The organism is Exiguobacterium sp. 9-2 (genome assembly GCF_036287235.1).
GTDB lineage: Bacteria > Bacillota > Bacilli > Exiguobacteriales > Exiguobacteriaceae > Exiguobacterium_A.
The window spans coordinates 1,186,510-1,210,694 of record NZ_CP142850.1 but is presented as its reverse complement, the minus strand read 5'-3'; the positions used below and the strand labels follow the sequence as shown (position 1 = coordinate 1,210,694).

Here is a 24,185-nt window from a genome sequence, read left to right as displayed (position 1 = left end):
TATCACGTGCAACTATATGTCCGAAGGAAAACCATTCACGTCACATTCCGGTGAATGGTCTCAAGTGTTACTTTTAATTGCTCGATTTGCTCTCGCGATAGTCCACGGAACGCTTCGAGTTGTAGCTGATCGAGCTCTGGCCCGAGGCGATCGACGATGTCGCGTCCTTCTCGTGTCATCAAGAGCAGAACCGCTCGTCGGTCCCGGGGGTCCGGCGTCCGAACGATTAGTTCTTTTTTACCGAGCTTATCGAGAATCTTACCGATCGTCGTTTGATCACGTTCTGTCACGAGTGCCAGCTGCTTTTGCGAAACACCATCTTGTTTAGCGAGTTCGCTCAGGACAGAAAACTGCTCTGGTGTCAGACCGAACGCTTCCATCCGTTTAGCAGCAGCACGTTTGAACGCATAATAACTACGGGATAATTGCATTCCAAGCGACCATTCCGATTCTTTCATCCCATCATCTCCATATAGTTGCACTACTTATTATTTATTCACTATACCTGAAGGAGAATGAGCTCGTCAACGGTCTCATTTTGCCTGTCGTTGACGAATCCCATCGATATGCGCTTGTTGGGTGGCACGATCGACTTGTGAATGAACACCGAGTTTTCCTGCAATCGTATCGACTTGACTCGGTGTCAACGGCTTTTCTGTCGCGAGTTGCTCGATCGTCTTACGTAAGACGTTTCGTTTCAAGACACGGACATGCGCTGAATCGACCGTGATTTTTTTCAGTTCACAGCGTTCGCTGAAAACGATCAAGGAGTGAAAGAGCGCAGGATCCGTTCCTTCTAAGAAGCGTTGCATGCTTTTGAGATGCCCTTCATTTTGTTTGATCGGATTATAAAACCGTTGTTTGAAGCGATTCTGGAACTGCTGCGTCCACTGACGGTCCTGCTCGCGTCCGAAAATCCACCCGCTGTAGTTTTTCGATTCGAGTACATAGATGCCACTTTCATGAATGAACGTCACATCGATTTCCGTCGTTCCTTCTCCACGCGCACGTGGTAAGTATGTATTAAAGACATACGTGCCGTATCCGGACACTTGATCGAGTTGACGTGTCGTCAAGTACTCGCCCCATTTTCCTTTATCACGAACAATCCGTAAAAACGGCTCGCGTGTCAGTCGGTAATACCGGCTATTGTGATATGAACTTCGTTTGACGAAGAAGAACAAACCGAACGTTCCGAAGAAGAACAGCACCATGAGCAGTCCAACTTGAATCAAGAATGGCAAAAATGTCACTAACACATTGTCCACTAGATTAATCTCCCTTCCATATTAACCTTTATTTTCCACTATATCAGCATAATCAATTTCCACCTCATTTTCCACTATTTGTTATGGTGACTATCCTATGGTACGGTAAAACAAAGGAAGGTGTTCTCCATGGATTCTGTCGTCACGTTCGCACCACTAATCGTCTTATTCTTCATCTGGATGTCCTTATCTCAAAAAGCAGACGAAGCGAAACGCCGTCAACAAACGATTCTGAAGAAGCTACAACGGATCGAAGAGCACCTCGGTCTGAATGAGGTGTCACTAGAAGAAGCAGCGTTACAAGTCGAACTGGTTCAGTTGCTTCATGAAGGAAAGACGGTTGAAGCTGTCAAACGGGTTCGGGAATCACTCGGTTTCTCCTTACTTGAAGCGAAACAGTATGTCGATCAACTAAAAAGCGAGCACGGATTATGATTAAAAAGACCATCTGACAGTGAAGTTCAGATGGTCTTTTCCAACTATGTATTCATTTATGTGCATCAAGTATCAACGAAGGAAATTTCATCTGTTCTGCATTTCGGGGATCGTATCGTTTCGAGCGGAAAATGATGCCGTCATCTCCGTTCCAATCTGCTTGATGAAACGATCCGTTCTGATCGAAATATTCTAGAAGGCACACTTGAAATCCAGCTTCTTTAAATACTTGCTGTAACGTTTCATATGTATAGACGATTTTATGACTCGCCGCCGGATGGTCAGCAGGACCGGGGCCACCGACTTGAACGATTGCTTGGTATGCCTCATCTCGAAAATTACCGTCCGGCACTGCACAACGGACGTATCCCCCTGGCGCAAGATATGTATAACAATGACGTGCCGCGTCAATCCCTTCTTCAAACGTCAAGTGCTCCCAGACGTGTTCGGCAAGAATTGCTTGCAACGTGTCGTTCGAACACAACCGTTCCCAATCGGACCGATTGAGCAGATTCAACTCATCTTCCTGTGTATGATACCAGCCGGGATTGTTGTAGTACGGTCCGGCTCCAATAACGATACGTTCTTTCATACGAGATCCTCCTTCTTATTTCACCATTCTATTAATTCTCATTTCACACATTTGTCCCTGCTTGCGACAAAAAACAGACGACGGAGAATCCGTCGTCTGTTGCTGTTAATCTCGTGCTGCAAGGCGATACAAGAGATCGAGTAATTCGATATAGAGCCAGATGATCGTCACGATCAATCCGAATGCTGCAACCCACTCCATCGATTTCGGAGCACCCGCACGAACTTGTTGCGAGATAAAATCGAAGTCCATCACGAGTGACAGGGATGCCACGATGACGATGACGAACTGAATACCAATCGCAAGCGGTGAGCTACCTGTCATGAATGGGAGGTCGACACCAAATAACGAGAGAATCAAGTTGACTGCATACAAGACGAAGATCGAGAGAATCGCTGCTGTTACCGCAGAACGGAAACGTTGCGTCACTTTTATCATGCCTGTCGAGTAGACGAACCACATCGCAAATGCAACGACGAATGTCGCAACGACTGCCTTCCCGACGATTCCTGGATACATGCTTTCGAACATGAGCGATAACGCTCCGACTGCCACCCCTTCAACGATCGCATAGACCGGTGAAAGAACCGGTGCCGTCGCCGGTTTGAATGTGATGACCAAGGCAAGAATTAGACCGATGACCAGTCCACCAATCAAGGCTGGGAACAACAATCCTTGGTTTTCTGCGAGGAAGAACCAACTTCCACCTGCTGCTGCCGTGACGAGAGCGAGCAGTAAGAAAATCTTACTCATCGTCCCGCTTTTCGTCATCGGTCGTTCTCCAACACGTGCCGTATCGAAGCCACGACGCAATGCCGGGTTAACTTTAAAACGTGAAGCCATTGCATTCACTCCTTTTTATGATTCTGCTTTGTATTACGAAAGCTTCCCGAAAAAGTTTCAAAATAACCATTGATCGAGTGCTTTTAATTGCAACATGACGACTGGGATCGAGGCTTTGGCATCGATGCGGTGTGATTTCGCTTGCCCAATCAAACCGGACGTCACGAAGTCCGACCCTTCGAGCGCTTCCCCGATCGGACCAAATGCATCACTATCGACTTGACGGTGTCGGTAATGGATGAACCGTTCCGTCGTTCCTTCTCTGACTTTACAACCGTCCTCGACGTCCGGGCGATTCAGTCCGTATTCGGCATAATGCCAGACGGTCGTCGTATCCCAAGGCGAACCGATATGCAGGATTTGACCGTCGGCCTCGATGAAGCGTTCAATCGGTGAGCCAGGACCGAAACCGTTTTCCAGTTTATGATCGGCAACGAATGTCGCCGCATCCTTCCCCCATGCGGTCACCGACCACATCGGATGCTCGCTTCGGACTACACCTGGATACGTTCGAAAGACTTCCGGTACACGACCGATACCACGTGTGACCGTTTTTGCCAGGTCATATGCCGGCATCTCCCGACGGATCGTTTCCCACCATTCTTCAGGTACAGCCGGTTGGCTCCAGTTCTTCGGATCTGAATTATCCGTACTTTGCGCCGGCATCATGATCAACCCTTCAGTTGTGACCACTTCCTGTAGTGCCTCAATCAATGCTTGTACCCCACCAGGAATCCAGCCAATTTGTTTGAGTGACGTATGGACGAACAGCTTCATACCGGACGTCACACCTAATTCGCGTAACGCTTCTTTGATTTGTGATTTCGTGACCATGTTTCGTGTTTCCATCGTTCTGATCTCCTTACTCGACGACTAATGCTATCGTCGACCCCGTTTTTCCTTGCTTGACTTCGATTTTCGCATCAACACGTGACTTCAGCTCCTGCACATGACTGATGATCCCGACCATACGGCCGCTCGCTTGAATTGAAAGCAACGTCTCGATCGCTTGTTCGAGCGATTCCGGATCAAGTGTTCCAAATCCTTCATCGATAAACATCGTCTCAAGCGACACTCCTCCACTTGCTTCTTGCACGACTTCCGATAGTCCAAGCGCAAGTGCAAGGGACGCCTTGAAGCTTTCTCCACCGGACAACGTCTTGACGTGACGTGTTTGCGACGTGTAAGCGTCAAAGACATTTAAATCAAGTCCGTATTTTTTGAGTCCTTTTCCTGCCTCCGTTTTTCGCTCGAGCTGAAAACGACCCGATGTCATCTCATGCAGGTGTCGGTTTGCGGCGAACAAGATTTCATCGAAGTATGCCGTCTGGACGTACGTCTCGAATGTCATCCGTTGCGCATTCTCCCCGACACCAACGCGAGCGAGTTCGCCGATGACTCCGTATCTCGCATCCTCGTCCTCAATCTGGCGTTGCAAGTTTTCCCACGCCGTTATCAACTGATCAATATGTGCCCTTTCCTTCTCGAGCCCGACACGTCGATCGGTCCGCTCCGTCAGTTCGAGCGACGCCGTCTTCAAGTCCATCCGCAACAGTTCAAGATCCGGACGCACTTGACCTTCCGTCTTCAAGCGAGCTTGTTCCTGTTTCAGCTTCAATTCCTGCCGCTCTAGGCGGTCTTGTTCCAGCCGTTCATGGAGTAGACGAATGTCTTCGCGTGACCGTCTCGCATCGCGGAAGGCTTCGATCGTCGGAAACGCTTCTTCTGACAAGACTGCTTGTAATTCGTTTTCGCGCTTCGTCAGACGGTCGCGCTGTTCCGAAAGAGCTTCGATCAATTGACGCAATCGTCCTTGGTGTTCCGCTAAGTCACGATCGAGCTGTTCCTTTTCGCGTAACTGGCGCTGTTTATCTTGCTCGAACTGCTCGATGCGTGTTTCTGCCTGTTGTTGTTCTTCACGAAGTGCTGATAACGATTTTACGAATTCTCCAGATTGACTCAGGCGACCAGTCAAGTGTGCCAATTCCGATTCGATGACAGTTTGGTCTTTTACCACCCTATCAATCTTCAACTGTAGTTGCTCTAGCGATTGTTCGAGTTGTTGAAGACATGTTTCAAGACGTTCTTTTTCCGTCTGTGCTGACGCTAATCGGACTTCCGTCTGTTCGATTTCCCGAAGCTGTGCTAAAACTTCCGCATGAGTTGACTCGTTTTCACTAGTTTTTTGAATCTCGATCGTCAGTTGTTGCAGACGCTCTGCAACCGTCCGGTAAGAGGCTTGTAACTCTTGATGCGCTTGTTGTGCTTCTAAGAACCGCTGTTGTGCTACATCGACCGATAGTTCCTGTGCGACAGCGACAGCATGTTGCGGATGCGACGTACTGCCACAGACAGGACAAGCCAGCCCGTCCGTCAATCCCTTGGCAAGTTCAGCAGCCAGTTGTTCCCGTTCACTTTTACGAGCTACTTCATACGCTCGCGCTGCCGCCTCTTTTTGATTCCGGACGCTTGTACCGCGGACGATCAACTGTTGTCGCTCTGCTTCCAACTTGTCATACTCTGCGAACTTCGTCGCCAACTGTTGCAGGGTGAAGCGTCGTTCTTGCGCCTGTAAGCGTTCTGCTCCGACGTTCTGCAATGGTCGTAGCTGTTCCTGAACGGTCTTTCGCTCCGTCCGCGTTTGTTCAAGTTGTCTCCTGAACGGTTCCGGATCAAGTTGCTTTAAGCGTTCTGTCAGTTGTTGCTGTTGTTGCCGTAAGAGGGTCTCCGCTTCCAACCGTTCGCATTCTTCTTGAATTTTCTCAAGACGACGACTCAGTTGTTCAATCTGCGGTTCTTCCGCCAGTAATCGATTTACTTTGTCTTGAACGGTGCCTTGCCGCTCTGTCAAGCGCGTGACGTGCTGTTCGGTTTCTTGCTGTTGCCGTTTAAGTCGTGTTAGCTGTTCTTGATCTTGTTGCCATTGATCAAAAAATGGTGCGACGATTTGAGCACGTTCGGCAGCCGTTGCTTCTTCTTGCATCCGCTTAATGTCGGATGATCGTTCAAGCAACAACTGCTCCGTCCGTTGAAGTTGCTCTTGCTCTTGGAAAGCTGCTTCGAGTTGTTCGCCCTGTTGCAACCGTGTCGTTTTGCTCTCGACGATCGTACGTGTTTGTTGCTCCGCTTCATGAGCCGCTGTCAACCACTCATCCCGTTCCGTCGTCAACGCTTCCATTCGTAACCGGATGTCCGCTTCAGTTAATTCACTCCAGTTTGCTTGCAGGGGTAACTCCTCAAGCTTGGCCCATTGTTTCGTCTTCGTTTCCTTGATGCGTGCCGCAAGATCGAGCGCTTGTCGGTGCAAGCGTTGTTGGAACTCACCATAATGTTCCGTCTTGAACAGTTGTTTGAGAATCTGCAATTTATCTTTTGACTCTGCCATCAACAGTTCCCGGAACTTATTTTGCGGCAACAGGAGAATTTGTGAAAACTGTTTATGGTCGAGCTGGATCAATTCTTGAACGCGCTGCTTGATTTCCGGAATCTTGATGGCAAGTGGTTTCCACGCCACGCCGTCGAACCGAGCGAACTCTGCTTCATGCGAATAGCCGGTTTTATTGACCGGATGCGGTTGACTCGGTTGCCGGATGATCCGGTACCGTTCTCCTTTCAGCGTAAACTCCAGTTCGACTTCCGTCTTTTGTTCAGGTACGGCAAAATGACTTCGCAACTCACTCATTTCCCGCTCACCACCGGACGTCTCACCATACAGGGCGAACGTCAATGCATCAAAAATCGTCGTTTTCCCAGCCCCTGTATTCCCGGAAATGACGAACATCGTCCGTCCAGCAAGTGCCGTGAAATCAATCGTCTCTTCACCAGCAAACGGACCAAAGGCGCGTAATGTCAGTCGTTCTGGGCGCATGTCGCTTCCTCCTTCAAGACGGCTCGCATCGCTTCCGTCGGCTTCTTCTCACGAACTGCTTCATAAAATTCACTGAACAGATCCGCAACAGAAGCATCCTTGACCTGCTCACGCGATGCTTTGACCGCCCGCGTACTCTCGCGGACGAATCCGATTCGCTCGAGGTGCAGGATGTTCGGATAGATTTTTTTCAGCTTGCCCATCGGATCCATCAAGGCTTCGCCGTCCGTCAGGTTGATTTTTAAATAATCATCCGTGACTTGCGTCGCAACGAACGCAGGATCCGTCAATTCATCGAGACTACCAGTCAGTTCTCGCAAATCACGTTTTGGTGCAAGCGGTTCGAATCGACGATCGAACGTACCAGTATCGTTCAACGTCAACACATCGACGCCTTTGACGTGATGTGCTTCTGAAAACGAATATTTCAAGAGCGATCCGCTGTATCGGACCGTCTCGGATTGAATTGCAAGCGGGTTGTGCAAATGACCGAGTGCTGTATAGGTAAACGGTGCAAACTGGCTCGCACTAACTTGCCCTGCCGTTCCGACGGATAATTGCCGCTCCGAATCTGTCTCGAGTCCACCGATGACAAAGGCATGACCGACGAGAACACTCGGTCCGTCTGGGACACATCCGGCAAGGATCGTCCGCATTGCGTCATCATGTGTCTTGATCGTTTCATCATTGTGCACATACCGGACGGTCGCAGGATCAGCGAACGGCACCGGGTAAAATGATACTCCCTTGATCGCGACCGGCTTGATGACCGGCGTCAATTTTCCAACAAGGTGTAGACCCGCCCGTTGAAGTAACGTCGTTCCGAAACTTAACCGTTCGGCTGAATCATGATTTCCGCTGATCGCAATGACCGGTATGTCCCGGTCAAGAATCAGAGCAGCGAGCGTCTCATCGAGTAGTTCAACGGCTTCTGTCGGCGGGACGGCACGGTCGTATAAGTCACCCGCAATGACGATTGCATCCGGTTGTTCGCGATCGACGAGTGTCAAAAACTCGCTCAGGACCGCCCGTTGGTTCCCGAGCATCGACTCGCCATGAACGATTTTACCGAGATGCCAATCGGCAGTATGTATCCATTTCATCTTCATCACACTCACTTTTTAAATATAGTAGCTTAAGTGTAGCATGCGAGCGTTCGTTCTGCGACGAACATCTGTTTGGAACACAAAAAGGAGGAGTTATCCTAACACACAGCGACACTACCATACATTTAAACAAAAAAAATTAGAATTTTTTTGATCAAAAAGCTACTTTATCTTTAACATCAAGTCAATTTCCGTTGACCTTATACCTTTTGATGACTTGGAACTTCAAAAAACTGCTAAGATATAAGGTATACATTTCCACTCGAATCGAAGGAGCAAAAATATGAAGAAATTATTAATGTTGACTATATTATGTACTACTTTATCAGCCTGTAACGCAAACGATTCTAAACTCAGTTTTAGTGAGCTAAAAATAGTACCTAACGCTCTCCAATCGAAAATAAATCCTGCCACTACTTTGCAAATGATCAACACGAAAGACGATATCGCCTATATTATCTATCGCACAAAGAAAGCAGTCGCTTCTGATCTTGAAGCACAAGGAGATACGCTGAAGATTAAATTGAATGAATCTAAAACTCATAAGAAGACAAAGCAGCATGTCTATAAATTAACTTTAGATCCTGAACATGAAATCATCGATGTTTACGTAAACGGTAAATCTACCGCGTTTGATAACATAACGAACTGATAAATCTAGAAATATCAAAATAGAAACAATATACATACGAAAATCCCTTCTTTTCTTTGTGAAATGAAGAGGTTGCAAAAAAAAAGCAGGAGGCGAATGCCTCCTGCTTTTTGTGCTTTCACAACGAGCGTATTACTTCGTCCGTTGCTTTCTAAAACGTTGGACGGAACGAATCACAGAAACTGATCCGCCAATGATCGCACCGACACCGACGACGATGCCTGTCTTAAATTTTTTGCCCGTTGGTTCGGATGTATGCGTTGCTTGATTGTGTTCAAAAAGTTGTTGGAGGGGCGACGACGTCTCGACTTCGAGAATCTTCGATGCATCCTGATGCACATCTTCTCTACGTTCGACACTACAAGGTGACAGATAGAATGGGTTCAAGTTCGTCCGGTACCGGTCCGGATTCCAGTTGGCTTGCTGGACAACCGCCTGTGTTTCTTCCGTCTGTGCTTGATCCTTCATTGGATCGAATTCTTGTTTCATCTGAATCACTCCTCTTCACGTTCAAAACCTGTAGACCGATTTATGTCTGAAGTCTTATTTACCTGTTTTTTAAACATTTAAAACATATATTTTTAAAATTAGTTTTACTGTTTTATGAACGTTTATCCGAAATAGGCGTGATACAGTCGTTTTGCTTTAACGAGATCCGCCTCGCCATGAATCAAGACACGACCATCTCGAAAGGCGACCATTCGATGCTCATCCGTCGTAAACGCCAGCAAGTATGGATTATGGGCGGAAATCGACGCAACCGGCTGGAGGCGTTGTTTTAATTGTTCGAGATCCCGCTGCCCGTCTCCACGGATTTGAACGGCATCGCGACCGCACAGTGCCGTGAAACGCACCGTTTGATTCGATAAATAAGGATAAGACGGCTCGATGCCGCACGAGGGGCACTCTGTTTGCTTCAGTGACTGGACGTTGATTTGTTGGAATGTATTCGACCACACGTCAAAGGCAAGCAGACGTGTCCGCAGCGCGTCCGTCTTCCCGCTCAACCACTTCAACGCTTCCGTCACTTGTAGAGAGGCGACCATCTGAACAGCTGGACCGATGATTCCCGCCGTATCACACGTCTCCTGATCACGTGGTAATTGATCGAGCAGGCACTGCAGACACGGCGTCTCTCCCGGACGAACAGTGAAAGTAATCCCGTAACTGCCGACGCAGCCGCCGTAAATCCACGGAATCGAGCGCAACAATGCCATATCGTTCATCAGTAAACGAATATCGAAATGATCCGTCGCATCGATGATGAGATCGATATCATCGAGAAGCCATGTCAGCGCTGCCCGGTCGACATCTAATACATGTGCTTCGATCGTCACCGTCGAATTAATCGCTTCAAGCCGCGCTTTTGCAGCAATCGCCTTCGGTACGATGTGCCGTGCATCGTCCTCCGTATAGAGTTGTTGCCGTTGTAGATTACTCCACTCGACATAATCGCGGTCGACGATTCGGACGACACCGACACCGGCGCGAACGAGTTGTTCTGCCGATGCTGTTCCGAGTGCCCCCATCCCGATGATCAGTACCTTTGCTGCTGCGAAGCGTGCTTGTCCTGCTTCTCCGATCGGTTGAAATCGAGTTTGGCGTGAATAACGTGTCATCGAATCAATCCACTCGTTGGACTACTCGCGACTGCATACTGTTTCTTCTCGATTCGTCCCGCTTCGTATCCGAAGCGCCCTGCTTCGACGGCTAGTCGCATCGCGCGCGCCATCTTGACCGGATCCTGGGCATGGGCTACAGCGGAGTTCAATAAGACACCATCCGCTCCCAGTTCCATTGCATAGGCAACGTCAGTTGGAGAACCGATTCCAGCGTCGACGATGACAGGCACCGTCGTCTGCTCGATGATGAACTTTAGGTGGAGCGGATTGAGGATGCCTTGCCCGGAACCGATCGGTGACGCAGCCGGCATGATGGCATGACAGCCGAGTTCCTCGAGTCGTCGTGCAAGGACGACGTCGTCCGATGTATACGGTAAGACGATGAATCCTTCTTTAAGTAACTCTTCAGAAGCCCGTAACGTCTCGATTGGGTCAGGTAGTAATGTCTTATCGCACCCAATCACTTCGACCTTGACCATGTCACACATACCGGATGCCCGCGCAAGTTTCGCTAGCCGAACCGCTTCTTCCGCTGTCTTCGCACCAGCCGTGTTCGGTAGTAAATCATACTTTGTTAAATCAAGCGACTCCAAGAAATTCGGTTGTTGTTTGTCGAAGAGATCGAGCCGCCGGACAGCGAACGTCAAGATTTGTGAAGCGGACGCATCGATGGCCTCCTGCTGTACCGTAGCATCCGTATATTTCCCCGTTCCGAGTAATAATCGTGATTCGAATGTCTTTTCTCCAATTTGTAGCATGTTTATCCTCCTCCTACGAAATGAACGATTTCGAATATGTCATTGTTCCGAACGACCGTTTGATCGTAAGCTCCGCGGTCGATGATCTGTCGGTTCTGTTCGACGATGACGAGTTTTTCCCCTAAGCCAAGTTGCGTGAGCATGTCCTCAATCGTCCCAATCTGTTCAATGGTGTGGTCGTTGCCGTTAATCGTAATGTTCATCGAACTTCCTCCTTTAGGATCAACCGTAATGTGTTTGCCAAGACTTCCGCTGTCGCCGGTGCGAGTAATATGCCATGCCGATGATGCCCCGTCGCTATAAAGATCCGACGGGATGAATCGGCGACTCCGATATATGGCAAGCCGAACTCTGTTTGTGGTCGTACGCCTGACCAGACTTCTTCGATGACAGCATCACGGATCGGTGGATAGAGACGCTCTGCTGCTTGAAGCAGTGACGTGACTCCTGCGACACTAACACCGATCGTCTCGTCGTGCGGTAGGTCTGTCGCACCGATCAATATCCGTCCGTCCGCTTTCGGTACGAGGTAGACGGCGTCATCAAACAGGATCGAGCGTAACGGCTGACCCGCGAGACGGACTGCGAGACACTCCCCTTTGACCCCATATGTCGCAATCGAAATGCCAGCTGTATCGAGCAAGGCTTGGGACCCGCGTCCGGCAGCAACCGTCACCGTTCGTCCCGTCCACGTTCCCGTGTTCGACTCAACCCTAATGAAATCATTACTCTCCTCGATTCGCGTGACGTCCACCTGTTCTTCGATTGGTACCCCACGATTTCGTAAGACATGCATCAATGCAGTCGTTAGTCGTCGCGGATCGATTTGACCGACCGATGGAAATAAGTATTCTTGCCCATTTTGTTTCAATAAAAATGGTTGTTCCCGGTAGCCACAATCGATCCCGGTCTCGCGCGTGAGGCGTCGCGCAAGTAACGGATACAGACAGCGACTTCGCGCGGCAAGCGTATGCAATTCTTCTCTCAGCTCGATGTCCGTCGCAAGCATCCCGGCAGCCGCCCGACTCGTCCCTTGTCCGCATGTTCCGCGATCAAGGACAAGAACGGATACGTTCTGACAAGCGAGACTGTAAGCAAGCGTCAAACCGATGACTCCACCACCGATGATGATGTGATCCGTCATACCCGTACCCCCTGATAACGCTGAATGGCAGCATGCGGGTCCGCTTGACCGAGAATACCGGATAAGACGGCGATTCCGCTTGCACCGGTCGCTGCGATCTCAGGAATGCGATCAGGAGTGATCCCGCCGATTGCGATGACTGGTTTCGTCGTGAAAGTGACAACTTGCTTCAAGGCATCGATCCCTCGCGGTGGCACGTTTGGTTTCGACGCTGTCGGATAAATATGACCGTACAGCAGTCGGTCGGCTCCTTCCGCTTCCGCTGCAAGTGCTTCTGCCAGAGAGTGGACGGATTTCCCGATGATGAGATTCGGAAAGTGTCGCCGAACATCGCAGACACGTAAGGAACGTCGCGTCAATTGCACACCGATGCCAGCGACATGGGCGACGTCGACCCGGTCGTGAACGGTTAATTGATCAGACGAATACCCTTTTGCAAGGAGCGCGTCAATCAGATCTAACAATTCTGTTGCCGACAAATTTGGTTCTCGAAGATGAAGCTGATCCGTATATGGTTGAAGCGATTGAAAGGTTTCCACTCCATCGCGTGGATTGATGGATCCCGTCGAAATCAGATGTAGACGCATCATGTTCTTCCTTTCCATACGAAAAAGGACCACTCCCGATGTTGAAGGGAGTGGTCCGAAAATGCGCTGAAGCGCTAAGGATATCTAAGGTTTCGAGCCACTTCCCTCCGCTAGTACGAACTAGATCAGGTTCAAAGGGTCCGGATACTTCCGTCTCAGTCTGCTGCGAGACTCCCCTAGTGTCTTTTCGTGTTTAATTGGCTTGCCCCATTAGTCTAGCATGAGTCGCTTTGCTTCGCTAGTCCTAGTTGAGCGCTTCCACTTGCTGAACAAGCTCCGATTTCGTCGGTCGCTGTTGCTTCTGGCTGTCGGCATAGATCTGCTTCAGCTTTAAGATCCGCATCACTTTAGCATCGAGCATCTCTGACGACAACGTTTTTTCTTTAACCGCTTGCATCACTTCGGTGTGGACCTTCGGATAGGCACCTGCTTCCGAAAACATCGCCATATCAGCTCCATTGACAAGTGCCTGACGTGCCGCTTCCGCAAGACCATATCGTTTCGTGATCGCCCCCATGACAAGGTCATCCGTGATGATGACACCCTTGAATCCGAGTTGTTGACGCAAGAGGTCAGTCAAGATCGGCTTCGAGAGCGAAGATGGATTTTGATCGTCATACGCGGGATAGAGAATATGGGCGACCATCACCATCTCGGCGCCCTCTTGAATCGCTTCTTGGAACGGTAACAGTTCCGTTCGCTTCAGTTCTTCCTTTGATGCTGTCACTCTCGGCAAACCGACATGGGAATCGACACTCGTATTGCCGTGACCGGGAAAATGTTTGACGACCGGAATCGTTCCCGTCTCTTGCATCCCATGCATCAGGGCCGTACCGAGAGTCGCGACGGTCTTCGGATCAGCACTTAACGCACGGTCGCCGATGATTGGATTGTTCGGATTGCTATTGACGTCAAGGACCGGTGCGAAGTCCATGTTGAACCCATAAAATCGTGACAGGTGACCGAGCGTACGTCCGACATCTTCCATTTTTGCAGCATCTGCACCTTGCGCCATCCGTTGACTCGTCGGGAGACGTAATCGTTGATCCGGTACCCGGCTGACCCGTCCGCCCTCTTCATCAACCCCGACGAAAACATACGGTTTTTGGTTCGTTTCTTGAATGGCACGCGTGAACGTCAAGAGTTGATCTTCTGACGTAATATTCCCACCAAGCAGTAAGACCCCACCGATCGCATGCGTCTGCAACAATTTCCGGTCAGCTGCTGAAAGTTCCGTTCCGGCAACTCCGATATAGAGCAATTGATCGATCTTTTCTGACGTCGACATCGCTTCAAGTTGCTGCTTTAATCGTGCTTGTTGCTGCTCTTCCTTTGTCGGCTCAGGCTTTGATTTCTTCGCCTCCGTCGGTTGCTTCTTTGCTGGTTGTGATGGTTTCGTTGGTTCCGTCGTCTCCTGCGCACACCCTGCAAGCAACAGGCAACCGATCAGTGCTACTTTCTTCACAAAGGATCCTCGCTCCGGACACCATTGATGGAATAATAGACGGAAATCTCAGCGTTCAAGGATTGCGAGACCGAACAATATTTATCTTTTGATAACGAGATGGCGCGACGGACCTTATCTTCCGGGAGATCACCTTCAAGCCGGTAATGAATCGAGATCGACGTAAAGCGCCGCGGATGATCCTCTGCCCGTTCCCCTTCGATATCCATTTCGAAATGAGTAATCGTCAAGCGCATCTTCTCTAAAATCGAGACGATGTCGATTCCAGTACAGCCGGCAACGGCATGTAGCAGCAGTTCAGTCGGTCGTGGTGCTTGATTTTCGCCACCGTTCTCCGGTGCTGCATCCATCGCAAGATGATGCCCTGATTCCGTCTGTCCACTAAACCCCATCTGTTTGTTCCATGTCACTGTCGCTTGCATCGTTTCCACTCCTTTGTCAGTAGTCTTCTTCTGTAGTATACGCAAAAAACAGCAAGCCTGGAAATTCACACGCTATTTCGAATAATGGTTCTTTTCCCGAATTCTCGCTTTGCGATACCCGACGAAATCGTTTCATGCTATCCTGTTACTCATAGTTTCGCGCGCAAGCGCCAGAATTGAGGAATCATCCATGTCACCTACTACTCGTTTAAGTCGACGCGATTGGCTGTTGATCGCCACGTTGTCGCTCCTGACGTTCGTTCTCGGAACAAGCGAATTCGTCATCGTCGGGATCCTCGCTGAAATCTCCTCAGCTCTTAATATCACGATCGCAACAGCCGGTACGCTCGTCTCGGCATTTGCCATCTCCTTTGCGATTGGTACACCGATTGTAATGTCGCTGACCGGTCACCTGGAACGGCGTCGCCTGATCCTACGTCTGTTACTCGCTTGGGTCTTACTGAACCTTGCCAGTAGTTTTGCTCCAAGTTACGAAGTATTGCTCGCAACCCGCATCCTGACTGCCATCCTGACCGGTGTCTTGATCTCGCTCGCAATGGTCGTCGCAAGCGATGGCGTACCTGTCGCGAAGCGCGGTGTCGCCGTTTCGTTCATTTTTGGTGGTTTTACACTCGCGAACGTCCTCGGTGTTCCGATCGGTACGTTCATCGGTCAACACGCTGGCTTCGCAGCCACGTTCTGGCTGACGACAGTCATGGGAATGATTGCGTTCCTCGCTGTGTGGAAGATCGTTCCCGTCCAGCAATCGACGGGCTCCGGTTCAATCAAGGAGCAGCTTGGATTGCTCGCTAATCCACGGATCCTGATTGCCTTCTTCATTCCGTCGTTCGGCTTCGGAGCAACTTACGTCGTCTACACGTACCTCGTGCCGATCCTGCAAACGGAACTCGGCATCGCGAAGACATGGATTAGTCCGATCCTGCTCGCTTACGGTGTCGTCTCGATCTTCAGTAACATCCTTGCCGGCAAGATTGCAAGTAAAAATCCGATGGGTCGCTTACGGTTCGTCTTCGTCGTGCAAGCAATCGTCCTTGCTGCATTATACTTCACGACAGTATCCCTTTCACTTGGTCTGTTTAACATCGCCTTGATGTCATTGATGTCGATTTTATTGACGACTTCGACACAAATCTACTTGATTGACCTCGCCGAAAAGTTCAATCCGGAAGCAAAAGGACTCGCCGCTTCCTTGATGCCGGTTGCAAGTAATGTCGGGATTGCCTTCGGTTCGGCACTCGGTGGCATCGTTTATGCGAACGGTCCGATGATGAACACGGCACTGGTCGGTGGGCTTGTTGCGCTTGTCGCTGCTTTATTAACTGCAATCAGTCATCGTCTCGATCAGCGGTCATGAACGGCTACCTTATCCTTTTTTGTAACAGGTCGATGACGGTTCGATGACGTTATGATGATAGTCCCTATCTTACTGATGATTTTTCAGTATGATGGGGACTATGTTGTAGTAGAGGAGTGTCTGAAAGTGAAAGCATTACACATCATCGGCATCAGTTTAGTGACGATCATCCGGCTCTGGCTCGGAATTCAGTGGTTCATCGCCGGGATCGGCAAGTACATCAATGGCTTTGATGCAAAACCGTTTCTTGAAGGGGCGCTAACGAAAGCGATAGGCGAAGACGCACTCGTCAGTTCGTGGTACGCGACGTGGATCGAGCAACTCGCCTTACCAAACGTCGGGCTGATCAACGTCTTGATTCCGTTCGCAGAACTCGTCGTCGGGATCTTGTTGATTCTCAGTCTATTGACGGTTCCTGCACTGGTCGTCGGGAGCATCATGAATCTCAATTACTTACTTGCTGGAACGATTGCGTTAAACCCGTTGTTCTTAGCTGCCTCAATCGTCTTACTTGCTGCAGGACGCTTTGCGTATCAAATCGGTATTGATCATTGGATCATACACTGGTATCGTTCGTCGCAACAACCACATCCCCTCGACCGGATTCCGGTCTAACGAAAAAACTCTCCCAAACGCGGGAGAGTTATTTTTTTTGTTGCTCGAGAATCGTCTGCTGTGTCGGAACCCCGCCGACTGGGACTGTCCGCTCGAGGAACAGATAAGGTTTGCCATCAACTTCAAAACGACGGTCACCGAGATAACGTGCCGAATGCCCATCCATTGCAAGCTTTTGTTCGATGGCTGCGACATGTTCGTCGAGTGAATAAAACCGATCGTCAAACGTCAGCGTGATGTTTTTCTTACGGTATCCGAGTAAGAAATTGTAATAAAACCAGTACATAGCACCTGCGAAGATGACAAAAATCAAGAATTGCATGTGAGTTCCCCCCTTGTATAGTCTTTATACGTTGGAAGAAAACGGGAGGTTTCAAGTGATTGAATGAAATTTCTATAACTTACTTCAATCGCATATCACTTAGTGATAACTTAATCTTTGGATTTTTATTCGTAATGTTTCCTTCATATTCAATATTTGCTGATGTCGGATTGAAAACCAATACTCTGTAATCATCATTTTTTAGCTGATAAGAAAAATAAATGCGTCCATTTTCCAAAATAGAGACCGGGAATCCACCTCCATCTGTGAATTTTTTACGATCAGGAAGTGGAACTTGATGTACTGTATATTTTTCCGACTCCATATCGAACGTATTCCAACTTAACTGTGTCTCATCATTTTCATTTATCGTCACGATTAATTTGCCTTCATTTAAAATTCGAGTGTTAAAATCTTCTCCTTCCAGTTGTTTTAATCGTTTCGTCTTTTTTCCGTCTGTCATCAGCAGACGCTGCTGTTCAGTATCGGGGTTATTCTTAGGAAAATATGTTTGAGAATAAAGTAGTTGTCCTTTATAGAATGACTCAATGTATTCATTTTTCTTTAATTCTATTGGTAGTAGTTGTTTGCGTACGCGATTATTTTTTAAGTTAATAATATAAATAAAGCTTTTGGGGATTTGCTCATCCATCGAATAGCGCTCCACATAAAGTAGATCTTCTGTTCGTTGAAAGGGTGAGTAGGCGTACTTTTTATTATTAACTTCTGAGGGAGTGCTCAATTGTTTTGTCGTCAATTTTTTAGTTTTAAGATCCCAATATTGCAACTCCCAACTACCGTCTTCTCGACCTTTTAATCCGTAAGTCACAGAATCTTGCATGAGAGTATACGTTTCTTCTTGCATGAACTGTTTAAATGACCGTGGCGCTCCATCGTTTAAATAAACACGATCGAGATACATATTATTTAGATATGATGATTTTGATTCAGAGACTTGTCCATCTTTAATCGAAACAGAGTAGTCTGTAGGTTGACGAACTACATCGATTAAGTTAATTTGTAGATTTTGAAGAGTGCTTTGCTTCGGGCTACCGCTCTTGGTTTCAACTACTAATTCAGGTTTTTCTAAAGTTAAGACGTATCCCACATAAAAAGCTAGTGACGCGACACTGATTAGTATAAAACTTATAAAATATTTATATGATCGCATATTATCCTCCTTAGACCGAGATTTTCCATTTCAAAAGTCGTAAACTTCTCCACAAGGCGTAAATCATATAGACAAAAACAAACCCTATGAATAAAGCATCTTTTTCAGAACTTAGTAATAAATGTGTCTGATCTAAAAAATAGATACAAATGAACGAATACGCTATAAAAATTGTAATTTCAATCGCGATTCGAATCATTCCTTTTACTTTTCGATACGATCGTTCCAACAAAACGAGCAAAAAGATTAAACAGATAACCATTGTAGAAATAAGGATGATGAGAATCATATTAGTTAAATTCGTCGTATAAAATTCTTCCAATGAACTACTGAATATATTCGTATTAGAACTTTTTTGATACTCCGCTTGGATCCACCAATCAAATAAATAAGATCCAACCTTAAGAAAACACCATTGCAAACCAATAAAGCTAATCATAACCAGAAATACAGCAGTTAATTTTGAAAAGAAGATGCTATATCTGCTCCCTGGAAGCATTAATAGTCGATAGATGTATTTTGTTTCCCCAAGCCAATCACGATACCAAATTTGAAATGCGTAAATCACAACAAATACAATTCCTATTAAGGTCATAAATACGAAAAAAGAAGTCGTATCCGCGTAATCTAGCTTTCCGATTTGCTGAAGTGCGTCTGATAATTTTGCACGATTATTCTCCATGAAATTCTTGATTTTTTGCTCATGAAGCATCACTTGTGCAATGACTGATATCAATTCAATCGCCGCCATCACAAGCACGGCAATTACATATAACTTAAAACTCCGTTTAATCTCTTCATTCGTCAATTGTATGTATTGTTTCATCGCTGATAGACCTCCCGCATCCGGTCCTGAACCGACTTCCCGTACAGTTCTCGCATCTCTTCTGTCTCATGTTCATCGATGATTCGACCGTCCTGTAAGAAGACGACCCGGTCGATCAAATGCTCGATTTCCTGAATTTCGTGTGTCGTCATCAGGATACCGCGCCCTTCCATGAAGTGGCTTGAGAATAATCCTGCAATCTGTTCTTTCGTAAACAAATCAATTCCTGCGAACGGTTCGTCGAGTAATAAGTACGGACGATCGAGAGCAAATCCGAGAATTAAGCTGACCTTCGCCTGGTTTCCTTTTGATAAGTCGGTAATCTTATCTGTTGAAAGTAGCTGGAAAATTCGCATCAATTCATTCGCAGTCTCTTGATTCCAATCAGAATAATAATCCGCCATATACGTCAGCGCGTCACCGACCGTCATGTAGCCGGGCATCGTCTGAATATCTGGAACGAAGGCGATCTTATTTCGGTTGATCTCGCCATCGACGAGAATCGTTCCTGCGTTGACTGGAACAAGTCCTGCGATTGCTTTCAGGATCGTCGATTTCCCCTCACCGTTCAAACCGATCAGACATGTCAATTGATCCATCGGAACGGAGAACGAAACGCCTTGAAGGACTGGTTTTTTTCCGTACTTCTTTTGTAAGCCATGAACTTCAAGCATCGATCTTCCTCCGTTCCGTTTCCTGATAGACGGTCTCAACTTTCGAGACGACCTCATCAAGTGGAATTTGAATCGCCTTGACGGCATCGATGAATTCAGAGACTGCTTCTTCAAGCATCTCGGTCCGTACTTTTTGGACGACTTGTGGATCGCGTGTAATCTTACTCGGGACATTCCGTTCTGTCGTAATCAATTGCTGCTCCTCCATCTCTTTATATGCTTTTTGTGCGGTATTCGGATTGATTCCGAGCTGTGCGGCAATTTCGCGGCGGGACGGGATTTCTTGCCCGCTTTGCAATTCCTCGGTCGCGATTCGTTGTTTGAACCAACGGACGACCTGCAGGTACACCGGGCTTCTTTGGTCGAACTGCATCGGTAGACCTCCCTTTTCTGTGTAATGTATTAAAACATTAATACACTTCTCTTCTGTATCATACTCACCATACAGTTTGTCTGTCAAGCTGGTTTGTCTTCTTAATCACGAAAAAGTCACCATCCGATTCTTGGATGGTGACTACGGTCAACCTATTAATAGGGATTTGGATCTTCCTGCGGTGTATCAGGAATCTCAGTTGGTTCCGGGAACGTATCCGGTTCCGGTTGACGGACAGGATCTTCCTGTGGTGTATCTGGCACCTCGCTCGGTGGTGCTTGCGGAACTTCGTCAGGTTGATGATCCGGTTCACGTTCAGGCACTTCATTCGGATTTTTCTTCATCATGTTTTCCCCCTTAAGACGTGATGTAATCGCCGCCGTTGATATGAATCGTCTGACCCGTGATGTAACTCGAATCACGAGAAGCCAAATAGACATAAGCCGGTGCATTTTCTGACGGTTGTCCCCGACGCTTCATTAATGTGTCTTCCCCATGCGACTCGACTTTCTCCTTCGAGAACGTCGCTGGAATGAGAGGCGTCCAAATCGGTCCCGGTGCGACAGCATTAACGCGGATTCCTTTCTCAATCAAGCTTGAAGCAAGCGAGCGTGTCAATGTCGTAATAGCGCCTTTCGTCGCCGAGTAGTCGATCAGCGACGGTGCTCCGCGATACGCTGTCACCGATGAGGTATTGATGATTGCATCTTCTTTATGCAAATGTGGAAGCGCAGCCTGAATCAAGTAGAACATCGAAAAAACATTCGTTTCGAACGTTTCCTTCAATTGATCTGGTGTGATCGCAAGGAAATCATCTTGCGGGAATTGTTTTCCGGCATTGTTAACGAGAATGTTCAATTGACCAAATTCTGCAATGACGGTATCGATGATCGCTTGCGCATTTTCCGGTTGACTGACATCTTTAGCAATTTTTAAGGCTTTGACCCCGTAGCCTTCAATCAACGATTTCGTCTTTTCTGCGTCTTTTCCCTCATTTAAGTATACGATTGCGACATTTGCCCCTTCTTTCGCATAAGCGACAGCAACGGCTCGACCGATTCCACTGTCTCCACCTGTGATCAGTGCAACCTTCCCCGTCAGTTTTCCTGAACCGACATAATCCGGATCATCGTAGATCGGTTCCGGTTTCATGGCGTACTCGACACCGGGTTGTTGTTCCTGCGTCTGCCCTCGTGCTTCTTGATGCATCGCTTCGAACTGCTCTTCTCTCATGAACGATCAGCTCCCTTATCATTGTGGAATGAACTACATGATTAACCATTCCCTTGCGATACATCTATAAACGTTTTTCCGGAAAAGTCAGATGTCATTCGTCAATAGCGTTGGAAAAACATTGGTTTGAAGCATTTTTGATAATCCGCTTGGATACAATGTATATTGATCCAGTTTATCGAATGGAACGAACCGGTACGTCAATTCTTCACCTTCGGGACCGTAAAAGTCTTCCGTTGAAAGTGGTAGTGGTTCTCGACATGTCACTTCATAAAACATCCCCAGTTCATGAAACTGATGGTCTGCGTAATTAAAGAAATTTTCATGCAGGAAACGGAAGACCGGTGGCTCGATTGACTGTCCTAATTCTTCTAATAATTCACGTTCAATCGCTTTGGCACCACTTTCACCAAATTGTACCCGTCCTCCCGGTAATGACCAAAAATCATCTTCTCCTTGCCGATGAATCAAGAGATGTTCATCTTGAATCAACAGCGCCACTGCGCGAATGTTAAGCTTTTTTTGATTTACTGCAAACGTCAAATCCATCTCATTACCTACTCTCTTTTTATTAGATTCCCATACTTTCTCATCATTTCCCACGATTGCGTTTTGTCATCAAATTCATCTCGTTGTAACACGGATTCATCTTGATTTTAAGGGATTCTGAGATTGAATATATATTCAACATTACAAGAATTGTTATTAAAATATATCTAAGCAATCGAATTGAAATACAAACGTCTGACTTTTCAATGCTATACTCTCGTTAGTCAAATGACGACAGCATCATCTACTTCAATTCACCACACTTTACACCACACACATTCTATATACATGTCATTTCCGACAAGATCTCGATTTACATCAAGGAGGAACATTCATGAAAAGAACAATCACGACACTTGCAATGAGCGCGCTCGTTGTTTCAGGTTTTGCAGCTACGGGTACAGGTAAGGTTGACGCAGCTACGAAATCTACGTACAAAGTAAAAATCAAAGCAGACGGACTCCGCGTTCGCACTGGCCCATCTCTTAAATACCGGATCGTCGACGGCGTCAATTCGGGACAGACTTTCAAATACTTGGGTCATCGCGGAAACTGGACAAAAATTCTTCATAAAGGACATAAGCGTTACGTCTACTCAGGTTATGTGAAAAAATATCGCGTTTCTGGTCATACAGCGAAGAAAGCCTCATTCTCGACTTCATCAAATGGCTTCTCGCGTCCGACAAGCGGTCCAGTAACACAAGGTTATGGAAAAACTAGCGGCATCTTCGGCTACACGTTCCATAACGGCGTCGACTTTGGTGCACCAATCGGAACGCCCGTTCATGCAGCAGCGGCAGGTAAAGTTGTCACATCGTCTTACCAAGGAGCATATGGAAACCATGTCATGGTCAAACATAAAGTGCACGGTATTTCGTACACAACGGTATACGCTCACTTAAGCAAACGCTCTGTCTTCGTCGGTCAAACGATCCCGAAAGGCGCAACGATCGGTGCAGTCGGCAGTACAGGAAACTCGACAGGTGCTCATCTTCACTTCGAAATCCATCGCGGTAACTATGTCTATAGCGGTACTTCTGCAGCAAACAGCGTCAATCCACTCGCCTTTTTATAAGCATTTAAGGTACCTCAACCGGGGTACCTTTCTTATTTTTAATGGGCATTTCATCATATCCAATTCCATCCAATCTTGTCAAAGGAATTTATGGATAAATGGAAAACAAACAAAATTAATGTCTTTAAATATAATTTATTGAAATAATATCGAAATGTGAATGTAACATTTAAACATTTTCGTAAATGTTATACTCATCTATGAAATTTACATAACGGTTTAGTCACACAGATTACATATTCAGGAGGAATGAATCATGCATGGTTTTTGGAAAGGTGTTTCAGCGACAGCCATCGCTGTGGCAAGTTTTGCTTCGTTTGCCATACCACGTGCGGATGCAGCAACGACGTTCTATAAGGTGAAAGTCATGGAGGACGGTTTGCGTGCTCGAACGGGTCCTTCGACATCATACGGTACGGTCACGAGCTTTGAAAAAGGTGATACATATAAGTATCTCGGACGGACAGGCAACTGGACGAAAATTCTGTACGGTTCAAAAAAAGTCTATGTTTCTTCTACATATGTTAAAAAATATTCTGTAACACGTATCTATAAGATTAAAGTCAATGTCGACAACCTTCGTGTTCGTAGCAGCAGTTCAACGAGCAGTACAGTCGTCGGAAGTGTCGATAAGGGCGAAACGTTCCGCTACCTCGGTCGTACAGGCGATTGGATCAAGTTCTTATACGGTGGAGATAAACGATTCGTCCATGCGGACTATGTCTCGAAATACGCTGTTTTGACACTGACGAATAGCAGTGGCGCATCAAAAGCGTCAACGTCGACATCAAAGAACTTCGCGACGCCAACGAGCGGTCCGATCACGCAAGGTTATGGACCTTCTAGTGGTGCTTATGGTTACACATTCCATAACGGGATCGATTATGGTGCAGCAAAAGGTACACCAGTCTATGCGACAGCAAGTGGTAAAGTCATTACGTCTCAGCTCAAAGGCGCGTACGGCAACTATGTCATGGTTTCACATACGATCAACGGATCGCCGTTCATCAGTCTGTATGCACATATGAATAGCCGCTCGGTCTCGGTCGGTCAAACCGTCACGCAAGGTCAAAAGATCGGAACAGTTGGCGAGACAGGTAACGCTTTCGGAACACATTTACATTTTGAACTCCATAAAGGATCGTACGTCTACAGCGCAACTTCTGCTGGTAGCAGTGTCAATCCACTCGATTATCTGTAAAATGACAAT

Annotated in this window: 29 protein-coding genes and 1 riboswitch; of the genes, 6 read left to right on the top strand and 23 right to left on the bottom strand. The window is 47.3% G+C overall.

The genetic code is table 11. The features are described 5' to 3' along the window. Positions 1-35: 35 nt before the first annotated feature. Together VJ374_RS06235 and VJ374_RS06230 are read right to left on the bottom strand one after the other, a co-directional pair. Positions 36-458 (bottom strand): MarR family winged helix-turn-helix transcriptional regulator, encoded by a 423-nt coding sequence (locus VJ374_RS06235; RefSeq protein ID WP_035408512.1) that lies wholly within the window; start codon positions 456-458, stop codon positions 36-38. Between the two features lie 75 nt (positions 459-533). Further along, positions 534-1,259, bottom strand: coding sequence for a nuclease-related domain-containing protein (locus VJ374_RS06230; RefSeq protein ID WP_290782169.1), 726 nt, complete (start codon positions 1,257-1,259; stop codon positions 534-536). Between the two features lie 138 nt (positions 1,260-1,397). On the opposite strand from VJ374_RS06230, the gene VJ374_RS06225 reads away from it, so the two are divergent. After that, positions 1,398-1,703, top strand: coding sequence for a hypothetical protein (locus tag VJ374_RS06225; RefSeq protein ID WP_329470592.1), 306 nt, complete (start codon positions 1,398-1,400; stop codon positions 1,701-1,703). A 52-nt stretch (positions 1,704-1,755) separates the two neighbouring features. Here VJ374_RS06225 and VJ374_RS06220 read toward each other — a convergent pair whose 3' ends face one another. From VJ374_RS06220 to VJ374_RS06200, 5 genes are all read right to left on the bottom strand, one after another. Next, positions 1,756-2,295: a class I SAM-dependent methyltransferase gene (locus tag VJ374_RS06220; protein ID WP_329470590.1), complete on the bottom strand. Its 540-nt coding sequence runs from the start codon at positions 2,293-2,295 to the stop codon at positions 1,756-1,758. A 105-nt stretch (positions 2,296-2,400) separates the two neighbouring features. Next, positions 2,401-3,138, bottom strand: a complete 738-nt coding sequence (locus VJ374_RS06215) for a Bax inhibitor-1/YccA family protein (RefSeq protein ID WP_290755621.1) — start codon at positions 3,136-3,138, stop codon at positions 2,401-2,403. A gap of 57 nt (positions 3,139-3,195) precedes the next feature. Next, positions 3,196-3,987, bottom strand: coding sequence for an AAC(3) family N-acetyltransferase (locus VJ374_RS06210; protein ID WP_329470588.1), 792 nt, complete (start codon positions 3,985-3,987; stop codon positions 3,196-3,198). A gap of 13 nt (positions 3,988-4,000) precedes the next feature. Next, positions 4,001-7,006 (bottom strand): SMC family ATPase, encoded by a 3,006-nt coding sequence (locus VJ374_RS06205; protein WP_329470586.1) that lies wholly within the window; start codon positions 7,004-7,006, stop codon positions 4,001-4,003. Next, the gene (locus VJ374_RS06200) at positions 6,988-8,109 is read right to left on the bottom strand and encodes an exonuclease SbcCD subunit D (RefSeq protein WP_035409684.1); all 1,122 of its coding nucleotides are present in this window, start codon (positions 8,107-8,109) and stop codon (positions 6,988-6,990) included. The genes VJ374_RS06205 and VJ374_RS06200 overlap by 19 nt, the downstream gene beginning before the upstream one ends. A 286-nt stretch (positions 8,110-8,395) precedes the next feature. On the opposite strand from VJ374_RS06200, the gene VJ374_RS06195 reads away from it, so the two are divergent. Further along, positions 8,396-8,764 carry a hypothetical protein gene (locus VJ374_RS06195; RefSeq protein ID WP_329470584.1) on the top strand — a complete coding sequence of 123 codons (369 nt, stop codon included), beginning with the start codon at positions 8,396-8,398 and terminating at the stop codon, positions 8,762-8,764. Between the two features lie 132 nt (positions 8,765-8,896). On the opposite strand, the gene VJ374_RS06190 is transcribed toward VJ374_RS06195, so the two are convergent. The 8 genes from VJ374_RS06190 to VJ374_RS06155 form a co-directional block, all read right to left on the bottom strand. After that, complete coding sequence (locus tag VJ374_RS06190; protein WP_035408542.1) at positions 8,897-9,253, bottom strand: hypothetical protein; 357 nt, start codon at positions 9,251-9,253, stop codon at positions 8,897-8,899. A gap of 122 nt (positions 9,254-9,375) precedes the next feature. Further along, on the bottom strand, positions 9,376-10,383 hold the full coding sequence (locus VJ374_RS06185) for a ThiF family adenylyltransferase (protein WP_290749472.1): 1,008 nt from the start codon (positions 10,381-10,383) through the stop codon (positions 9,376-9,378). Beyond that, complete coding sequence (locus VJ374_RS06180) at positions 10,380-11,144, bottom strand: thiazole synthase (RefSeq protein ID WP_290772315.1); 765 nt, start codon at positions 11,142-11,144, stop codon at positions 10,380-10,382. The genes VJ374_RS06185 and VJ374_RS06180 overlap by 4 nt, the downstream gene beginning before the upstream one ends. 2 nt (positions 11,145-11,146) lie before the next feature. Next, complete coding sequence (gene thiS / locus VJ374_RS06175) at positions 11,147-11,347, bottom strand: sulfur carrier protein ThiS (RefSeq protein ID WP_329470579.1); 201 nt, start codon at positions 11,345-11,347, stop codon at positions 11,147-11,149. Continuing rightward, the gene (locus VJ374_RS06170) at positions 11,344-12,288 is read right to left on the bottom strand and encodes an FAD-dependent oxidoreductase (protein ID WP_329470576.1); all 945 of its coding nucleotides are present in this window, start codon (positions 12,286-12,288) and stop codon (positions 11,344-11,346) included. The genes thiS and VJ374_RS06170 overlap by 4 nt, the downstream gene beginning before the upstream one ends. Then, the gene (locus VJ374_RS06165; protein ID WP_329470574.1) at positions 12,285-12,878 is read right to left on the bottom strand and encodes a thiamine phosphate synthase; all 594 of its coding nucleotides are present in this window, start codon (positions 12,876-12,878) and stop codon (positions 12,285-12,287) included. Before VJ374_RS06165 ends, VJ374_RS06170 begins: the two co-directional genes overlap by 4 nt. A gap of 82 nt (positions 12,879-12,960) precedes the next feature. Continuing rightward, a riboswitch (TPP riboswitch) is annotated at positions 12,961-13,063 on the bottom strand. A 56-nt stretch (positions 13,064-13,119) separates the two neighbouring features. Further along, positions 13,120-14,340: a beta-N-acetylhexosaminidase gene (nagZ, locus tag VJ374_RS06160; protein WP_329470571.1), complete on the bottom strand. Its 1,221-nt coding sequence runs from the start codon at positions 14,338-14,340 to the stop codon at positions 13,120-13,122. Next, entirely contained in the window at positions 14,337-14,762 is a 426-nt protein-coding gene (locus tag VJ374_RS06155) for an OsmC family protein (protein WP_023467853.1), read from the bottom strand. Before VJ374_RS06155 ends, nagZ begins: the two co-directional genes overlap by 4 nt. A 190-nt stretch (positions 14,763-14,952) precedes the next feature. Here VJ374_RS06155 and VJ374_RS06150 point away from each other — a divergent pair, with 190 nt between their 5' ends. Together VJ374_RS06150 and VJ374_RS06145 are read left to right on the top strand one after the other, a co-directional pair. Next, a complete protein-coding gene (locus tag VJ374_RS06150; RefSeq protein ID WP_290749450.1) occupies positions 14,953-16,137 on the top strand; it encodes an MFS transporter in 1,185 nt (394 codons plus the stop codon). Positions 16,138-16,263: 126 nt separating this feature from the next. Next, on the top strand, positions 16,264-16,752 hold the full coding sequence (locus tag VJ374_RS06145; RefSeq protein WP_329470568.1) for a DoxX family membrane protein: 489 nt from the start codon (positions 16,264-16,266) through the stop codon (positions 16,750-16,752). Between the two features lie 28 nt (positions 16,753-16,780). Here the strand turns inward: VJ374_RS06145 and VJ374_RS06140 are convergent, their stop codons facing one another. The 8 genes from VJ374_RS06140 to VJ374_RS06105 all read right to left on the bottom strand — a co-directional run bounded on the left by VJ374_RS06140 (position 16,781) and on the right by VJ374_RS06105 (position 21,900). Continuing rightward, complete coding sequence (locus VJ374_RS06140; protein ID WP_329470566.1) at positions 16,781-17,074, bottom strand: hypothetical protein; 294 nt, start codon at positions 17,072-17,074, stop codon at positions 16,781-16,783. A gap of 79 nt (positions 17,075-17,153) precedes the next feature. Then, the gene (locus VJ374_RS06135) at positions 17,154-18,245 is read right to left on the bottom strand and encodes a hypothetical protein (protein WP_329470564.1); all 1,092 of its coding nucleotides are present in this window, start codon (positions 18,243-18,245) and stop codon (positions 17,154-17,156) included. A 10-nt stretch (positions 18,246-18,255) separates the two neighbouring features. Continuing rightward, entirely contained in the window at positions 18,256-19,071 is an 816-nt protein-coding gene (locus VJ374_RS06130; protein WP_329470562.1) for a hypothetical protein, read from the bottom strand. Then, a complete protein-coding gene (locus VJ374_RS06125) occupies positions 19,068-19,745 on the bottom strand; it encodes an ATP-binding cassette domain-containing protein (RefSeq protein ID WP_056060648.1) in 678 nt (225 codons plus the stop codon). Before VJ374_RS06125 ends, VJ374_RS06130 begins: the two co-directional genes overlap by 4 nt. After that, entirely contained in the window at positions 19,738-20,118 is a 381-nt protein-coding gene (locus VJ374_RS06120; RefSeq protein ID WP_056060644.1) for a GntR family transcriptional regulator, read from the bottom strand. The genes VJ374_RS06125 and VJ374_RS06120 overlap by 8 nt, the downstream gene beginning before the upstream one ends. Before the next feature lie 155 nt (positions 20,119-20,273). Next, positions 20,274-20,462, bottom strand: a complete 189-nt coding sequence (locus tag VJ374_RS06115) for a hypothetical protein (protein ID WP_035408570.1) — start codon at positions 20,460-20,462, stop codon at positions 20,274-20,276. 13 nt (positions 20,463-20,475) lie between these two features. Then, a complete protein-coding gene (locus VJ374_RS06110) occupies positions 20,476-21,351 on the bottom strand; it encodes an SDR family oxidoreductase (RefSeq protein ID WP_035408573.1) in 876 nt (291 codons plus the stop codon). A gap of 87 nt (positions 21,352-21,438) precedes the next feature. Then, positions 21,439-21,900 carry an NUDIX hydrolase gene (locus tag VJ374_RS06105; protein ID WP_329470558.1) on the bottom strand — a complete coding sequence of 154 codons (462 nt, stop codon included), beginning with the start codon at positions 21,898-21,900 and terminating at the stop codon, positions 21,439-21,441. Between the two features lie 334 nt (positions 21,901-22,234). Between VJ374_RS06105 and VJ374_RS06100 the strand changes: the two genes are divergently transcribed. Together VJ374_RS06100 and VJ374_RS06095 are read left to right on the top strand one after the other, a co-directional pair. Then, positions 22,235-22,975, top strand: a complete 741-nt coding sequence (locus VJ374_RS06100) for a peptidoglycan DD-metalloendopeptidase family protein (RefSeq protein ID WP_035408577.1) — start codon at positions 22,235-22,237, stop codon at positions 22,973-22,975. Between the two features lie 256 nt (positions 22,976-23,231). Continuing rightward, positions 23,232-24,176: a peptidoglycan DD-metalloendopeptidase family protein gene (locus tag VJ374_RS06095; protein WP_308101283.1), complete on the top strand. Its 945-nt coding sequence runs from the start codon at positions 23,232-23,234 to the stop codon at positions 24,174-24,176. Positions 24,177-24,185 lie beyond the last annotated feature (9 nt).

Bases quoted from the DNA above. Each gene is read 5' to 3' on its own strand.
- VJ374_RS06235 (WP_035408512.1), bottom strand. From the start codon at position 458: ATGAAAGAATCGGAATGGTCGCTTGGAATGCAATTATCCCGTAGTTAT.
- VJ374_RS06225 (WP_329470592.1), top strand. From the start codon at position 1,398: ATGGATTCTGTCGTCACGTTCGCACCACTAATCGTCTTATTCTTCATC.
- VJ374_RS06220 (WP_329470590.1), bottom strand. From the start codon at position 2,295: ATGAAAGAACGTATCGTTATTGGAGCCGGACCGTACTACAACAATCCC.
- VJ374_RS06215 (WP_290755621.1), bottom strand. From the start codon at position 3,138: ATGGCTTCACGTTTTAAAGTTAACCCGGCATTGCGTCGTGGCTTCGAT.
- VJ374_RS06210 (WP_329470588.1), bottom strand. From the start codon at position 3,987: ATGGAAACACGAAACATGGTCACGAAATCACAAATCAAAGAAGCGTTA.
- VJ374_RS06205 (WP_329470586.1), bottom strand. From the start codon at position 7,006: ATGCGCCCAGAACGACTGACATTACGCGCCTTTGGTCCGTTTGCTGGT.
- VJ374_RS06200 (WP_035409684.1), bottom strand. From the start codon at position 8,109: ATGAAATGGATACATACTGCCGATTGGCATCTCGGTAAAATCGTTCAT.
- VJ374_RS06195 (WP_329470584.1), top strand. From the start codon at position 8,396: ATGAAGAAATTATTAATGTTGACTATATTATGTACTACTTTATCAGCC.
- VJ374_RS06190 (WP_035408542.1), bottom strand. From the start codon at position 9,253: ATGAAACAAGAATTCGATCCAATGAAGGATCAAGCACAGACGGAAGAA.
- VJ374_RS06185 (WP_290749472.1), bottom strand. From the start codon at position 10,383: ATGACACGTTATTCACGCCAAACTCGATTTCAACCGATCGGAGAAGCA.
- VJ374_RS06180 (WP_290772315.1), bottom strand. From the start codon at position 11,144: ATGCTACAAATTGGAGAAAAGACATTCGAATCACGATTATTACTCGGA.
- thiS (WP_329470579.1), bottom strand. From the start codon at position 11,347: ATGAACATTACGATTAACGGCAACGACCACACCATTGAACAGATTGGG.
- VJ374_RS06170 (WP_329470576.1), bottom strand. From the start codon at position 12,288: ATGACGGATCACATCATCATCGGTGGTGGAGTCATCGGTTTGACGCTT.
- VJ374_RS06165 (WP_329470574.1), bottom strand. From the start codon at position 12,878: ATGATGCGTCTACATCTGATTTCGACGGGATCCATCAATCCACGCGAT.
- VJ374_RS06155 (WP_023467853.1), bottom strand. From the start codon at position 14,762: ATGCAAGCGACAGTGACATGGAACAAACAGATGGGGTTTAGTGGACAG.
- VJ374_RS06150 (WP_290749450.1), top strand. From the start codon at position 14,953: ATGTCACCTACTACTCGTTTAAGTCGACGCGATTGGCTGTTGATCGCC.
- VJ374_RS06140 (WP_329470566.1), bottom strand. From the start codon at position 17,074: ATGCAATTCTTGATTTTTGTCATCTTCGCAGGTGCTATGTACTGGTTT.
- VJ374_RS06135 (WP_329470564.1), bottom strand. From the start codon at position 18,245: ATGCGATCATATAAATATTTTATAAGTTTTATACTAATCAGTGTCGCG.
- VJ374_RS06130 (WP_329470562.1), bottom strand. From the start codon at position 19,071: ATGAAACAATACATACAATTGACGAATGAAGAGATTAAACGGAGTTTT.
- VJ374_RS06125 (WP_056060648.1), bottom strand. From the start codon at position 19,745: ATGCTTGAAGTTCATGGCTTACAAAAGAAGTACGGAAAAAAACCAGTC.
- VJ374_RS06120 (WP_056060644.1), bottom strand. From the start codon at position 20,118: ATGCAGTTCGACCAAAGAAGCCCGGTGTACCTGCAGGTCGTCCGTTGG.
- VJ374_RS06115 (WP_035408570.1), bottom strand. From the start codon at position 20,462: ATGAAGAAAAATCCGAATGAAGTGCCTGAACGTGAACCGGATCATCAA.
- VJ374_RS06110 (WP_035408573.1), bottom strand. From the start codon at position 21,351: ATGAGAGAAGAGCAGTTCGAAGCGATGCATCAAGAAGCACGAGGGCAG.
- VJ374_RS06105 (WP_329470558.1), bottom strand. From the start codon at position 21,900: ATGGATTTGACGTTTGCAGTAAATCAAAAAAAGCTTAACATTCGCGCA.
- VJ374_RS06100 (WP_035408577.1), top strand. From the start codon at position 22,235: ATGAAAAGAACAATCACGACACTTGCAATGAGCGCGCTCGTTGTTTCA.
- VJ374_RS06095 (WP_308101283.1), top strand. From the start codon at position 23,232: ATGCATGGTTTTTGGAAAGGTGTTTCAGCGACAGCCATCGCTGTGGCA.